General features: G+C 27.6%; 11 protein-coding genes. 4 read left to right on the top strand and 7 right to left on the bottom strand.

The genetic code is table 11. From position 1 onward, the window contains the following. Nucleotides 1-11 precede the first annotated feature (11 nt). From rsmD to LPB137_RS09365, 3 genes are read left to right on the top strand one after another with little or no spacing between them, the layout of a single operon-like run. The gene (gene rsmD / locus LPB137_RS09375; RefSeq protein ID WP_076087371.1) at nt 12-602 is read left to right on the top strand and encodes a 16S rRNA (guanine(966)-N(2))-methyltransferase RsmD; all 591 of its coding nucleotides are present in this window, start codon (nt 12-14) and stop codon (nt 600-602) included. Nucleotides 603-611: 9 nt separating this feature from the next. Then, the gene (locus LPB137_RS09370) at nt 612-1412 is read left to right on the top strand and encodes an ABC transporter permease (RefSeq protein WP_076087369.1); all 801 of its coding nucleotides are present in this window, start codon (nt 612-614) and stop codon (nt 1410-1412) included. Nucleotides 1413-1467: 55 nt separating this feature from the next. Continuing rightward, complete coding sequence (locus LPB137_RS09365; RefSeq protein WP_076087367.1) at nt 1468-2106, top strand: hypothetical protein; 639 nt, start codon at nt 1468-1470, stop codon at nt 2104-2106. A 14-nt stretch (nt 2107-2120) separates the two neighbouring features. On the opposite strand, the gene LPB137_RS09360 is transcribed toward LPB137_RS09365, so the two are convergent. Continuing rightward, on the bottom strand, nt 2121-2942 hold the full coding sequence (locus LPB137_RS09360; protein WP_076087364.1) for an SDR family NAD(P)-dependent oxidoreductase: 822 nt from the start codon (nt 2940-2942) through the stop codon (nt 2121-2123). A 58-nt stretch (nt 2943-3000) separates the two neighbouring features. On the opposite strand from LPB137_RS09360, the gene LPB137_RS09355 reads away from it, so the two are divergent. After that, on the top strand, nt 3001-3768 hold the full coding sequence (locus LPB137_RS09355; protein WP_076087362.1) for a TIGR02757 family protein: 768 nt from the start codon (nt 3001-3003) through the stop codon (nt 3766-3768). A gap of 9 nt (nt 3769-3777) precedes the next feature. Here the strand turns inward: LPB137_RS09355 and LPB137_RS09350 are convergent, their stop codons facing one another. The 6 genes from LPB137_RS09350 to LPB137_RS09325 all read right to left on the bottom strand — a co-directional run bounded on the left by LPB137_RS09350 (nt 3778) and on the right by LPB137_RS09325 (nt 14495). Beyond that, nucleotides 3778-4905, bottom strand: coding sequence for a GGDEF domain-containing protein (locus LPB137_RS09350; RefSeq protein ID WP_076087360.1), 1128 nt, complete (start codon nt 4903-4905; stop codon nt 3778-3780). A gap of 15 nt (nt 4906-4920) precedes the next feature. Continuing rightward, nucleotides 4921-5364, bottom strand: coding sequence for a GatB/YqeY domain-containing protein (locus LPB137_RS09345; protein WP_076087358.1), 444 nt, complete (start codon nt 5362-5364; stop codon nt 4921-4923). A 51-nt stretch (nt 5365-5415) separates the two neighbouring features. Further along, on the bottom strand, nt 5416-7371 hold the full coding sequence (locus LPB137_RS09340; RefSeq protein ID WP_076087356.1) for an ABC-F family ATP-binding cassette domain-containing protein: 1956 nt from the start codon (nt 7369-7371) through the stop codon (nt 5416-5418). 113 nt (nt 7372-7484) lie between these two features. Next, nucleotides 7485-10694 carry a FecR family protein gene (locus tag LPB137_RS09335; protein ID WP_076087354.1) on the bottom strand — a complete coding sequence of 1070 codons (3210 nt, stop codon included), beginning with the start codon at nt 10692-10694 and terminating at the stop codon, nt 7485-7487. Nucleotides 10695-10706: 12 nt separating this feature from the next. Next, entirely contained in the window at nt 10707-12320 is a 1614-nt protein-coding gene (locus LPB137_RS09330; protein WP_076087352.1) for an SPOR domain-containing protein, read from the bottom strand. 15 nt (nt 12321-12335) lie between these two features. Then, on the bottom strand, nt 12336-14495 hold the full coding sequence (locus LPB137_RS09325) for a CHASE2 domain-containing protein (protein ID WP_076087350.1): 2160 nt from the start codon (nt 14493-14495) through the stop codon (nt 12336-12338). Nucleotides 14496-14499: the final 4 nt, after the last annotated feature.

Below are 14499 nucleotides of genomic sequence, written 5' to 3'. Positions count from 1 at the left end.
ATAAAAGATAAATGAAAATAAATACACCAACAACAAAAATTATTGCAGGAAAATATAAAGGTAAAACAATTGCTTTACCTTCATTAGAAGTTACAAGATCATCAAAATCAAGACTTAAAGAATCACTTTTTAATGTTTTACAATTTGATATAATTGATAAAGTGTTTGTAGAATCTTTCGCAGGTTCTGGTTCAATTGGTCTTGAAGCAGTTTCAAGAGATGCTAAAAGAGCATATTTTGTAGAATTAGATAGAAATTCTTACAATATTTTAGTTAAAAATTGTAAAGCAATTGAAATGAATAAATGTGAAACTATGCTAGGTGATACATTTGTTCAAACTCCAGCAATTTTAGAGTCTTTAAAAAATTCTAATGATGAAATTATATTATATGTTGATCCACCTTTTGATTATAGAGAAGGAATGGATGAGATATATACAAAATCATTTAAAATGATTGAAGAAATTGAAAATGAAAATATTTTCATGATTATTATAGAGCATGTTTCAACTTTAGAAATTCCAAATACTCTTGGTAAATTTTCTTTGAAGAAAACTAAAAAATTTGGAAAAAGTTCACTTTCATATTATTTTTATTCATAGGTAGAAAAAATGTATAAATTTGCAGTATATTTATTAGTTTCATTAATTGTATTGGTTTTTGTATTGCCATTTTTTTACACTGTATCTCCTTATGAATTAAATCCTTTAAAAATATTAACAAGTCCATCTTTTGAACATTTATTTGGAACAGATAGACTTGGTCGAGATAATTTAGCAAGAATTTTAGAAGGTGGACAAACTTCACTTATTATTGGGTTTTTAGCTGCTAGTATCTCTTCTTTGATTGGTTTATTTATTGGAATAAATGCTGGATATTTTAAAGGTAATATTGATAAAACAATTACAATTATGATTGATTTATTTTTAACTTTTCCTACTTTCTTTTTACTTTTAGCCTTGGTTTCATATATTCAAGCTTCATCTGTAATTTTAATTATTGTAATCTCAATTACTGGTTGGATGGGAATGGCAAGACTAATTAGAAGTGAAAGTTTTGCAATAGGAAATAAACCATATATAAAAATATTAAAACTATCAAATGTTTCAACTATGAAAATAATTTTTAAATATTTTGCACCTTTATTAGCTCCAATTTTTTTAATATCTTTTACTTTTGGAGTAGGTGGTTCAATCTTAGCTGAATCTGGACTTTCTTTTTTAGGTTTAGGAATAAATCCACCTCAAATGTCTTGGGGCTCTCTTTTAAGTGATGGAAAAAGTGTTATTGATATTGCGTGGTGGGTTAGTTTCTTTCCTGGTTTGATGATATTTCTGGTTACTTTTTGTCTTATTCAAATTTCTGATTTCTTACAAGGTAAATTTAATACAAAAGAGATACAAAGTACTTAATATTAATTTCTTTTTATTATGTTATTATAAATAAAAAATAACAAGGAATTTTATCATGTCATATCTTTTTAAAACACTTCTTATATCATTGTCTTTACTCTTTTTTACTGCTTGTTCTTCAAAAAATGAAGTTAAAATAAATGAACAAATGAAATCTTTTTCTTTATATAAAAATGTTGTAGTTTTATCTGCTCCTAAAACTGTACCTAGTCCTTTTTCTCTCAATTTAGGTTTAGGTGGAAGTTTATCTAGACATGTAGGTGTTAATGTAGGAACTGTTTTAAGACCTGATATTTCAAATGATGAAGCCTTAAATTTAGAAAAAAGTATTGCGGTTAATAATATATCTTTAGAGAATATTGTAAAAGAAGAATTTTCAAAACAAATGAAAAATGACAGCTATTATAAAAATAAATATGTAGCTTTTGGTGCTGATTATACTGTTCATTTATTTATTCCAAAACTTGTGATTGATTCTTCACTTTTTAGTTCTAATGCAACAATAAAGATTTTTATAGATTTAGAAATATTAAATAAAAATTCTGATGTGATTTATTCAAATTCTGTAGTAAATGATTCTTTTTCATATAATGAAAGTACTTTGCTAAATAATAAAACGATTTTACAAAAAGCTCTTTTTGATTCAGTTGAGAAATCAATTGCTCAACTTATTATTGATATGAAAAGAAGTTAAAACTTCTTTTCATATTACATTTTATTTAAGATTTTATCCATTATTGAAGTTGAGAATATTCTTTTACAAAACCCTAAAATATATGTCGCTTTAGTAACATAATACCTAGGCTTTGGTTTTTTGCTATTCATAATATCAAATACTATATTTGCAACTGAAGATGAAGGAAGAGTAAAAGGTGTATTATCTTCTTTTGATTCTAATCTTTTTTTCAATTCTTTTTTATATTTTTGTGAAAAATGACTATTTTCTATATCAATATTTTTATTAAACATTTTTAATGCATTTGCTCTAAATTCAGATGTTACGGGTCCAGTATTTATTACACTAACATAAATATTTGAATTTAATACTTCTTGTCTTAGTGTATCTGTTAATCCTTCTATTGCATATTTACTTGCATTATAGGCTCCTCTAAATTTTAGTGATATAATTCCTAAAACAGAACTATGTTGTATTATTTTTCCAAACCCCTGTTTTCTAAATATTTTCATAGTTTGAAGAGTCAATTCATGTAAACCAAAAACATTAGTTTCAAATTGCTCTTTAAGTACTTCAACACTTATATCTTCAACAGCACCTGGCTGTCCATACCCAGCATTGTTAAATACAGCATCAAGTTTTTTGTCATTTTCTAATATTGTATTTAAAGCATTTGATATATCTTCTTTTTTTGTAACATCAATTTTAAATGTGTCAAATCCAAGGTTTGTAAGCTTTGTCACATCATCTTGCTCTCTAGCACTTGCATATACTTTAAAACCATTTTGTTTTAAAACTAAAGCAGTTTCTAAACCAATACCTGTGGAACATCCTGTTATTAATATATTATTCATTTAACACTCTTTTTCTTTAATTATTGGTATTATACCCAATCAAAAATTTGGATAGATAATGAATAAAATAAAAGAACGTTTAGATAAGGAATTTCAATCAAGAAATAAGCATAATGAACTTTCATATGATAAACCAGATCCCTTATTGGTTGCTAGTAGATATGATGATGAATATGTGATTTTACTTTGTGCACTTTTTGCATATGGAAAAGCAAGCTTAATTGTTAAATTTCTTGATAGTTTAGATTTTTCTTTATTAGATGCAAGTGATAAAAAAATTGATAAAGAACTAGATTCTTTTTATTATAGATTTCAAAATAGTGAAGATATTAAAACTATATTTAAAACTTTTAAGAAATTAAAAAAAACTTCTTCTTTAAATGAAATATTCAATCTTGGATATAAAAAAAACAATTCTATTCTTGAAGGCTTAGATTTTTTAATAAAAAAAATACACGAAGTTGCAGATTATAAATCTCAGGGGTTTACATTTTTAGTTTCAAATCCTTTAAAAAGAGATAAAAATGGTCAAATCAAAGAAGTAGGAAATGCACCATATAAAAGATGGAATATGTTTTTGAGATGGATGGTAAGAGAGGATGAACTTGATTTAGGATTATGGAAAGGTATTGATAAAAAAGATTTGATTTTACCTTTAGATACTCATACTTTTAATGTATCAAAAAAATTAGGATTATTAGATAGAAAGACTTATGATTTGAAATCTGCTTTGTTAATCACTGAAAAACTAAGGCTGTTTGATGAAAAAGATCCTATAAAATACGATTTTTCTTTATATCGCATTGGTCAGGAGAAAATATATTAAATAGAAAAACTAAATAGTTTTTCCATTTTCAAGTCTGATTTGATTTCTACCATTCTCTTTTGCTTCATATAAAAGAATATCAGATTTTTGTATAGTACTCTCATAAGACTGATGATCAGGTCTTAGGGCAACTCCTGCTGAGAAAGTTACTTTTATTTCATGATCTTTGTATTTGAAGTTATTTGATGTAACTATTATTTTAATTCTTTTTAAATATTGTAATAATTCTCTATCTAGATTAAAATGAACAATTGCTACAAATTCTTCACCTCCATATCTTCCAACAATATCATGATCTCTAGTGTTCTTTTCTAAAATTTTTCCAAAAGTAGAAAGAATAACATCTCCACAATCATGACCGTAAGTATCATTTACTTGTTTGAAATAGTCTAAATCAAAGAAAACAACTGCATATTGTGTGTTATGTCTTTTATAAGAACTTTCGATTTTCTTTATTTCGTCATTATATGCTCTTCTTGTAAGAAGACCTGTTAAATGATCTTTCATGCTTTCATTTTTAGTTTTTGTAAGCTCTTTTTCTAAAATAGTTACTTTTTCTTCTAATTCTTCTACTTTTGATTTACCAGTTTGTAACTTATCACTTACGGTATTCATTTCTTCTTCTATTAATGAGGCAGCATCTACTAATTCATTTTGTAAGCTTTCTAAACCTTTTACCCCATCTTTAGATAAATCTATAGATTGAATTTTTTCTTTTATATCTAATACGTGTTTAGAACCTGATCCACTACTTGAAATAGCATCATTTAGATATTGACCCATTAGTGAAACAAATTTAGAAATATCAGAAGTTCTTTGAATAACTACTTGCTTATCTCTTTCAAATCTTTTTTCAATGAATTCTTGTATTTTCTTTTGAATTTCAAGATTAAATAATAGATTTGTATCTTTGTCTATTTGTTCAAATAATTTTTCAATTTCATCATCTGTTTCCGAACAAATAGAAGGTAGTGCAGATTGCTTAAGTAATGATACTAACTCTTTTACATTTTCTTTTGAAACCCTTTTCAGAAGAATAGGAATTATTTCAATTGGTGTTTGTATTTTATTTTTTGTTACTTCATTTTTTTCTAATGACGTTAATTGTGTTACAATTTCTTCAAATTCTATACTCATATTTAATCCTAAAGTTTAAGTTAAAAGTTTTTTTACCATTTCATTTATTCTTTTTCCATCAGCAATACCAGCAAATTTTTTACTAGCAGCCCCCATTACTTTTCCCATGTCTTTCATAGATTTTGCATCTACTTGAACAATAATTTCTTTCATACCAATTTCAAGTTCTTCATCTGAAGCTTGAACGGGTAAATATAGTTTAAAAACATCAACTTGTTCTTGTTCTTTTTCAACTAAATCTTCACGTGATGCGTCTTTGTATTGAGAAATAGCTTCTTCTCTTTGTTTTATACCTTTTTGAATAAGTTTAACAATAGCTTCATCATCTAATTCAATTCTTTCATCAACTTCAATTTGTTTAATCATAGTATTTATACTTCTAATTGAATCTCTTTTTACTATGTTTTTTTCTCTCATAGCTGTTTTTACATCATCTTTTAGTCGTTGTTTTAAACTCATTTTAGTCCTTATGTATTTAATTATTATTTTATTATATAATATTATATCTTTTTATGAGTTAAAGCTTTCAATTAACTCTTCTAATTGTAAAAATCTTTCTACTTTTTCTTCATAGATTTTTTCTATTTCTTCTAGTTCTTTTGATACAGCAACGATGCCTTTTTGCTCGTAACATTTTGAGTCCATTAAACATTCATTTATTTCTTCAATTTTTTCTTCTAACTCATCAATTTCTTTTGGTAAATTATCGTAGTCTCTTTGTTCATTAAATGAAAGTTTTACTTGTTTCTTTTTTATTATTTCTTTAGACTTTTCTTGATCTTCTTTTTTTAAACTATTTTCTAGTGAGTTTAAATCTTTTAATTCTTTTTCAATTTCTAAATATTCACTATAAGGTTGGAAACTTTCTTCAACTTCTCCATTCTTACCTTTAAAAACAAATAGTTTTTTTGCAATTTTATCTACAAAATATCTATCATGAGATACTAAAATAATAGCACCTTGGAAGTTTTCTAAATACTCTTCTAAAATATTAATTGTTGGTAAGTCTAAGTCGTTTGTAGGCTCATCTAAGACTAAACAATCTATACTTCTTGTAAATAATAGTGCTAAAGCAACTCTATTTTTCTCACCACCACTTAAAACTCCAATTTTTTTCTCTAAATACTCTTTTGGAAATAAGAAATTTTTCAAGTACCCATAAACATGCATAGTTCTACCATCATTTAACTCAACTAAATCTCCACCATTAGGGCAAAAGGTGTGCATAATACTTTGATTGTCATTTAGCATTTCTCTATGTTGATCGAAATATCCTACTTTAAAGTCACCTTTTTTAAATCTACCAGTGTCAACTTTTAGTTTTTCCATGAATATTTTTAACATTGTAGATTTTCCAGTTCCATTTGGTCCTACAATTGCAATTGTATCTTTTTGTAAAATTCTAGTTGTAAAATCTTTTATTAAAAGTTTATCTCCCAGTGTGATACCTATATCATCAAGTTCAAATAGCATTTTCTTTTTATTTAAAGTTCTTGTTTCTTCACTATTAAAAGATTTTTGCTCACGTTGAAGTTCAACACTCATTTTTCTAATAGCTGCTGGATTTGATTTTACTTTTTGTTTTAAATCTAGGTATTCTGCTTTTCTTCTTACATTTCTCTTTCTTCTTGCAGTTACACCTCTTTGCATCCAGTGTGCTTCTCTTTTAAAAAGTCTAATCATATTATGATGGTCTTTTTGCATGTTTTCTAAGATTTGTTGTTTTTGCTCTAAATATGAAGAATATCCACCTTGGAATTTACGTAAGTTTCCACCTTCAACTTCAATTACAGAAGTAGCAATATTATCAATAAAATATCTATCATGTGAGATAAATATTAATGTAAAATTGTTTTTCATTAAAAGTTGTTCTAAAAACTCAACCATATAAACATCAAGGTGGTTTGTAGGCTCATCAAGAAGTAATACATCAGGCTTTTTTAAAAGTAATCCTGCAAGTGAAACTCTTCTTTGCTCACCTCCACTTAAAAGATTTACATCTTTAAATTCATACTCTTTTAGTTGGAATTCTTTTAAAACTCGCTCTATCATATTGTCTAAATCCCAAGCATTATGAAACTCAAGATATGTTGCTAATTGGCTTTGTCTATTTATTAATTCATTATTTTCATAATCATCTACAATTTTTAAAGATATTTCTTCATATTCAGTTCGTGCATCTTTTAACTCTTTTAATTGATTTTCAATAGCATCTCGAACAAGTAAATTATCATCAAACTTTGGATGTTGTGCAAGCATTTCTATTTTAATAGACTTATCAATAGCTTTTATACCATCATCAGGTTCTACTTCCTCTGTAATTATTTTAAGAAGTGTTGATTTTCCCTGACCGTTTTGACCAATTACTGCAATTCTTTGGCCTTGATTTAAGGTGAAATTTGCATTTTTTAAAATAACTTTCGTATCGTATTGTTTAGAAATGTTTTGTAAGTCTATTAGTGCCATAGTAGTTTTAGCTCGTCCTATATTTTAGGGAAGTGTATCTAAAATATGATTAGTAATTGATAAATATTACTTTAGTTAATAATTGTATAAAGGCGTAAAGAATAAGAGCTTACTTATTCTTTATCTGCCTCAAAATTTCCTTTTATTGAAGTTCCAAATTGACTATACTTATCTTGCATATCTACTTGACCTTTAATTACATCAGCTTCATTTCCATAAAAGTTACCAGAACCTGTTCCTTCTGTATCGCCAGATCCAGTTAAAGTAAAACTTTTATCATCATTAATTGAACCATCAAAAGTAAAATCTGTTGTAAAAGGATTATCTTGTGTTATTAACCCATTTGATATTTGATTAGAGTCTGCTCCAAAATCAATTCCCATACTTATTGTTGTTTCTTCAGGTATTTCATATTTAACACCTAAAACTTCTTTATATTGTTCTGAAGCGTCATATTCTGAAGAATTAAAATCCCCTTTGTATGTTGCATAAGATGAATTGTCTATAAAATAATCTAGGTTTGTTAATTCTTCTAAATCATTACTTTGTGTTAAATCAATAAAGTCACTTTTATTTGCTTCAAAATCACCTTCAAGTTTTAAATCATCATTTTTTAATTTTATATCACCTTTAAGAATCTCACCATTACTTCCATAAAGATAAGCATCACCTCCACCTCCTGTAGTATTATTAGCAGCTTTAAGTTGAATGCTGTTGTCACTTTTAATTTTACCATCAAATTCTAAATCATCTTGACCTTCTACTGATATCTTTCCATTTGATACTTGGTCCTTAGATTTTCCAAAATCTATGTCCATTGATATCGTTGTTTCTTCTGGAATTGCATATTCAGTTTTATCATCATCATATTCTATATATTGTCTTTTATCATCAAAAGGACTAGCATTAAAATTTCCTATATATGTTGCTTTTGAATTATTGTTTTCAAAGTAAGATGATGGTGTTAATTCTTTTAAACTTTCTGCTAGTTCTGCCGCAGCAAGTTCATCTGCTAATCTTTGAGCCTCAGCAGCAGCTAACTCGTCAGCTAATCTTTGCTCTTCAGCAGCAGCTAATTCATCAGCAATTCTTTTAGCTTCAGCAGCAGCGGCAGCTTCTTGTGCTAATCTTTGCTCTTCAGCAGCAGCTAACTCGTCAGCTAATCTTTGCTCTTCAGCAGCAGCTAATTCATCAGCAATTCTTTTAGCTTCAGCAGCAGCAGCCGCTTCTTGTGCTAATCTTTCTTCTTCAGCAGCAGCTAGTTCATCAGCAATTCTTTGAGCTTCAGCAGCAGCTAATTCATCAGCAATTCTTTTAGCTTCAGCAGCAGCGGCAGCTTCTTGTGCTAATCTTTGCTCTTCAGCAGCAGCTAATTCATCCGCAATTCTTTGAGCTTCAGCAGCAGCTAATTCATCAGCAATTCTTTTAGCTTCAGCAGCAGCGGCAGCTTCTTGTGCTAATCTTTGCTCTTCAGCAGCAGCTAATTCATCAGCAATTCTTTGAATTTCAGCAGCAGCTAATTCATCAGCAATTCTTTTAGCTTCAGCAGCAGCGGCAGCCTCTTGTGCTAATCTTTCTTCTTCAGCAGCAGCTAGTTCATCAGCAATTCTTTGAGCTTCAGCAGCAGCTAATTCATCAGCAATTCTTTTAGCTTCAGCAGCAGCGGCAGCCTCTTGTGCTAATCTTTCTTCTTCAGCAGCAGCTAGTTCTTCCTCTAGTTTTTGTAATTCTTCTGCTGTTGCAGCAGCATCTTCTAGCCTTTGAATTTCAGCAGCAGCTAATTCATCAGCAATTCTTTTAGCTTCAGCAGCAGCGGCAGCTTCTTGTGCTAGTCTTTCTTCTTCAGCAGCAGCTAATTCATCCGCAATTCTTTGAGCTTCAGCAGCAGCTAATTCATCAGCAATTCTTTTAGCTTCAGCAGCAGCGGCAGCTTCTTGTGCTAATCTTTGCTCTTCAGCAGCAGCTAGTTCTTCAGCAATTCTTTGAGCTTCAGCAGCAGCTAATTCATCAGCAATTCTTTTAGCTTCAGCAGCAGCGGCAGCTTCTTGTGCTAATCTTTCTTCTTCAGCAGCAGCTAGTTCTTCAGCAATTCTTTGAGCTTCAGCAGCAGCTAATTCATCAGCAATTCTTTTAGCTTCAGCAGCAGCGGCAGCTTCTTGTGCTAATCTTTGCTCTTCAGCAGCAGCTAATTCATCCGCAATTCTTTGAGCTTCAGCAGCAGCTAATTCATCCGCAATTCTTTGAGCTTCAGCAGCAGCGGCAGCCTCTTGTGCTAATCTTTCTTCTTCAGCAGCAGCTAGTTCATCAGTAATTCTTTGAGCTTCAGCAGCAGCTAATTCATCAGCAATTCTTTTAGCTTCAGCAGCAGCGGCAGCTTCTTGTGCTAATCTTTCTTCTTCAGCAGCAGCTAGTTTAGCAGCTAATTCGTCCGCAATTCTTTGAGCTTCGGCAGCAGCTAATTCAGCAGCAATTCTTTTAGCTTCAGCAGCAGCGGCAGCTTCTTGTGCTAATCTTTCTTCTTCAGCAGCTAATTCGTCAGCAATTCTTTGAGCTTCAGCTTCTGCCTCTTCTTGTTCAGAAAGTTGTTCTGATACTTTTTCACTTTTTTCTACTTCATTTACTTCTTCTACAACATCAGGTGTAGAATTAACATTTGAAGTCGTCTCTTCTATTTCAGGAGAAGAAACTTCTTCTATTATGCTTACTGTATCAACAGCTTTATTTTCACCAATAGAAACATTTTTATTTACTTCTTTTAAATCTTTTGTTTTTGTTTTATTTTTCAGTAATTCAGCACCATTATTTTCATGCATTGCAATAAATTCACCTTGATTAACAATGATTTTAAGATTTGTTAGATTTTGTGTTACTTCAATTTGGCCTTCGGTACAAAAAATTCTTTCTTTTCCATCAGTAATATCAGTAATAATTTGAGTACCTCTAATACCAATTGATGCACTTTTAGTTTTTAGTTTGAAGTTTTGTGGTGCTATTTTTCCAATTCTTCCTGTAATAGTTCTAAATACACCTTTTATCATTGAGAACTCTGCTTTAACATTGTCTTTATTCTCAAATAAATAGTCATTGATTTTAAATGTAGAGTTTTTACCAATAGAGATGATTGTTTCATCTTTAAATAGAATTTGTACTTTAGAGTTATTCTTTGTAATAAGAATATCTTTTTCTTTTAATAGAGTATCTCTTTTAACTTGAAAAGTTTTATTCTCTCTTGTTATATTAGCTTCACCTTTTAGTGAAACAATTTTTCCAACGTTTGCAAATAGTAAATTTGCAAATATTATTAGTATAAATAAAGATTTCATTTTATTCCTTTTTTACCAATGGATCTTTTTAATATAATTTATAGTTACTTCAGTTTGATCATATTCAGAAGAATCTTGATTAGAACTATTATTAGTATAAGATGCTAATAAGTTAATTCTATCATAGTCATTTATTGAATACAGGTAATTAAACATTATATTATGGCTTGTATCTTTTCTTTTGTTATTAAATGGAAAACCACTTAAGTATTTAAAATTATTTTTTTCAAATTTGTATCCTAAGTATATCATATTTTTTTGAAAAAAATCATAACTATAATATAATGATAGGCTTTTCGTAATTTTATCTATATCTAGTCTTTGTTTTCTTAATCTAGTTATTTTTGAAATATTTGTAGAAATATTTAAGTTATTTGATAGTTTGTATTTAAAGTAAAATAAGAATTTTTCAAAGTTATTGTCTTTATTATTATCTCCATCATCATTATATTCATATGCGTAAAGAAGTTTTTGATACTCTATTGAAGTTTTAAATTTATTATTACTAATAGAAGGTGAAATGGAGAATACATTTATATCTTTGTTTTCTTTTTTGATTACTCTTGTTGCATTTAAATCTAAACTGTAAAGATTTTGATTATGTATATATGATATATTTGGTTTATATGCAATAACTGAAGTATTCTCATTCTTTTCATTAAAAAAACTTTTATTATAAGCAAGAAAGTTGTTTGTAATTTTTACAGCTTTATTTTCTTCTAAAATCTTATTAAAACTTAGTGATAGTATTTCATTGTGAAAATTATCTTTAATTGGATCCTCTCCTAAATCTAAACCATCAATTTTATAATCCTCAACTAAGATACTATTTTTTATATTTGTATTATGACCCATTCCTACAATAATAGTTGCAGAATTTGAAGTGTATTTTTTCTTTTTATTTAAAAATTTTAAATATTTTTCTATATCTTTTTTTGTTTCATCTGTAATATTTTCTTTTAGAAGTATATTAAACTCTTTTTTTGCTTCTTCGTTTAGTTTTAGTTTTGTTAATAATCTTGCATAATCATATCGAGCTTTATTAAATTTTGGATTTTCTATTAGAACTCTTTCTAATGCAATTGATGCTTCATCTAATTTACCAATTTTAATGGCGCTTTGAGCTAAAAAATAATTTATATTTACATTGTAGTTGTGCTTATAAAATAAGTTATTAAATAGCTCATATGATCTTTTATAATTTCCAATATTATACATGGTTGATGCGGTAATATATTCATTTGACGATTCTACATCTAGTAGAAAATCTTTTTCATCTTCTTTAATTACAACACCGCTATTTTTTGTCATTTTTGTATAGTAAATTATTTGATACTTTAAATCTGCTGTGTCTTTTTTTATATAAGTATCTTTATATGATGTATTTTTTAATTTCTCTTGTATCTTAATTGCTTCATTTCTATCTTTTATTTGATTTACTATTAAAGAATAATGTTTATTTTTATGTATTCTTACTACTAAGTGTTCTATTTTTAATAAATCATTAACTTCTTCTATATATGATTTTGCAACATCTTTGTATTTAGTTGATGCTATATGTAAAGTGTAAGTATTTGCCCAAATCGTTGTAATTGGCAATAATAATATTATTAAGAATAATTTCATATTACATTCCTATTATTATTTATTTTCATGTTTATAAACCTTTTTGAAGTTTTTATTATTTAAAAAATCTGTACATCTTTGGATATAAAGATTATTTATATTTGACGAATTGATTTCATTTAGTTGTGTAAATAGTTTTTTTGCTTCTTCTAATTTTTCTTTTTTATATAGTATTATTGCTTGATTATAAAGTTCTAATTCTTTTTCTAAGTCTTTGCTTAAGTGCTCTTTATGTATTACTTCCCATAACTCAATAGCTTCTTCTTTTCCTTTTAATTGAACATAATCTAGGTATTTAAATATATAATTCTCTTTTAGACTATCTTTTGTAAAGTTTGTAATGATTAATTTTACACCATAAAATTTACATAATGATTCTACTCTTGACCCAATATTAATAGTATCTCCAATAACAGTATAATCACTTCGTCCAATACTACCAATTTCACCAACGGTTGCAATACCTGTTGTTATTCCGATTCCTATATCAATCAAAGGTTGATTTTGTTGTTTTAGCTGAACATTTAGTTCCTTTAATTTCTCTAATTGTTCAAGTGCACTTTGTACAGCTTTATCTTCATGGTCTTCAATATCAAAAGGAGCATTCCAATATGCCATAATTGCATCTCCAATATACTTATCAATAGTTCCTTTGTTTTTTGTGATAATTTCACTCATTGGGGTCATATATTGATTGATATATTTTACTAATAAATCAGGTTGTTTTATGTCTTCAGAAATTTTTGTAAAACCTCTTATATCACTAAAGAAAACTGTAATTTCTTTATTTTGTGCCTGTAGTTGGTTATTATCTACATTTTTTAATAATTGTTCCATTACATCTTTTGAAACTTTTGATGCAAATTTATTTTTTATTTCATCTTTCTTTTTTATTTCATAGAAATATTGCAACATTATTGTAATAATAGTTGCAAGAATAATAGTAATAAGGGGGAAAAAGATATTTAGTACTAGACCATAATTAAAAAGTATATAATAAAGTGAATAACTTGTTAAAAATAGTAAACTTGTTGTTAAAATAGGAATGAAAATTAAATGTATTTTTTTTGTTAAAAAAACAACAAATAAAACAAGAAAAAATATTAGAAAAATATTTGCACCATCAACCCATGATGCTTCATATAAAAAATCTTTTGCAATAATATTATCAATTGCATTTGCATGAACTTCTACTCCTGGAAAAATTGATTCAAAAGGTGTAGCTCTTAAATCCATTAGTGCAGCAGCTGAAGTACCGATTAATGCAATCTTATTTTCTATATCTTCTTTTTTGAAGTCATTGTTATATATGTCTAAAGCAGAGATATATTTAAAAGTTTTCTCTTTTCCTCTAAAATTAATAAGTAATCTACCATGCCTATCTGTTGGAATTATATAGTCATCTAATTGTAAATCTTTTACTCCATTTTCATCATAATTAATATATATTCTTTTAATCCCTAATGCAATTCTGAGAGTTTCAAGAGCAAGTGAAGGATATATTTCTTCATCATAAGAGATAATTAAAGGTACACTTCTAATAACTCCTGCATTATCAGGTATGTTATTAAAAAATCCACTTGAATATGAATTATCTTGAATTACTGGGATATTTAAGATAGTTCCTTTTGCTTGAAGTAAATAGTTATTACCTAATTTTTTATTTTTTTCAATAAAAATAGTTTGAATTGAAGGTGCTTCTTTATTTATATGTTTTTTGTCCTCAAATTCAAACTGATATCCCAAAATAGTAGGTGTTGATGCAATTGTTTGAGCAAATTCAAAATCATAATTTACTATATCTTCTTCTTTTATATTTAATTTTTTAAAAATATTATGTGGAGAGGTTCTATCTTCTTCTGCAAAAACTATATCAAGTCCTATAATTGCAATATTATTTTGTGTTAAATTCTTAAGAATTCTTGATAATATATCTCTTGACCAAGGCCATTGTCCTAATTTTTGTAAAGATTTCTCATCTATATCAATAATAACAATGCTATCAGTTTTAGGAGCTATTTCTCCTCTGATATTAAACATATAATCTTTTAATCTATTATCAATTGATGTAGGTAGAGTTGGAGAAAATATGTAAATAGAGCTAATAATAAAAGATAAAACTATTGATGTTAAAATATATATTAAGTTTCTCTTTAATCTATTTTTAGCAATCATCTAT

This window comes from Poseidonibacter parvus (genome assembly GCF_001956695.1).
Classification (GTDB): Bacteria; Campylobacterota; Campylobacteria; order Campylobacterales; family Arcobacteraceae; genus Poseidonibacter; species Poseidonibacter parvus.
Note: the sequence above shows the minus strand (reverse complement) of the source record. Positions and strands in the feature narration are given on the sequence as shown.

What these genes read in the sequence shown, in the direction of transcription:
- rsmD (WP_076087371.1), top strand. Translation starts at nt 12, where the DNA reads ATGAAAATAAATACACCAACAACAAAAATTATTGCAGGAAAATATAAA.
- LPB137_RS09365 (WP_076087367.1), top strand. Translation starts at nt 1,468, where the DNA reads ATGTCATATCTTTTTAAAACACTTCTTATATCATTGTCTTTACTCTTT.
- LPB137_RS09350 (WP_076087360.1), bottom strand. Translation starts at nt 4,905, where the DNA reads ATGAGTATAGAATTTGAAGAAATTGTAACACAATTAACGTCATTAGAA.
- LPB137_RS09360 (WP_076087364.1), bottom strand. Translation starts at nt 2,942, where the DNA reads ATGAATAATATATTAATAACAGGATGTTCCACAGGTATTGGTTTAGAA.
- LPB137_RS09330 (WP_076087352.1), bottom strand. Translation starts at nt 12,320, where the DNA reads ATGAAATTATTCTTAATAATATTATTATTGCCAATTACAACGATTTGG.
- LPB137_RS09325 (WP_076087350.1), bottom strand. Translation starts at nt 14,495, where the DNA reads ATGATTGCTAAAAATAGATTAAAGAGAAACTTAATATATATTTTAACA.
- LPB137_RS09345 (WP_076087358.1), bottom strand. Translation starts at nt 5,364, where the DNA reads ATGAGTTTAAAACAACGACTAAAAGATGATGTAAAAACAGCTATGAGA.
- LPB137_RS09335 (WP_076087354.1), bottom strand. Translation starts at nt 10,694, where the DNA reads ATGAAATCTTTATTTATACTAATAATATTTGCAAATTTACTATTTGCA.
- LPB137_RS09355 (WP_076087362.1), top strand. Translation starts at nt 3,001, where the DNA reads ATGAATAAAATAAAAGAACGTTTAGATAAGGAATTTCAATCAAGAAAT.
- LPB137_RS09370 (WP_076087369.1), top strand. Translation starts at nt 612, where the DNA reads ATGTATAAATTTGCAGTATATTTATTAGTTTCATTAATTGTATTGGTT.
- LPB137_RS09340 (WP_076087356.1), bottom strand. Translation starts at nt 7,371, where the DNA reads ATGGCACTAATAGACTTACAAAACATTTCTAAACAATACGATACGAAA.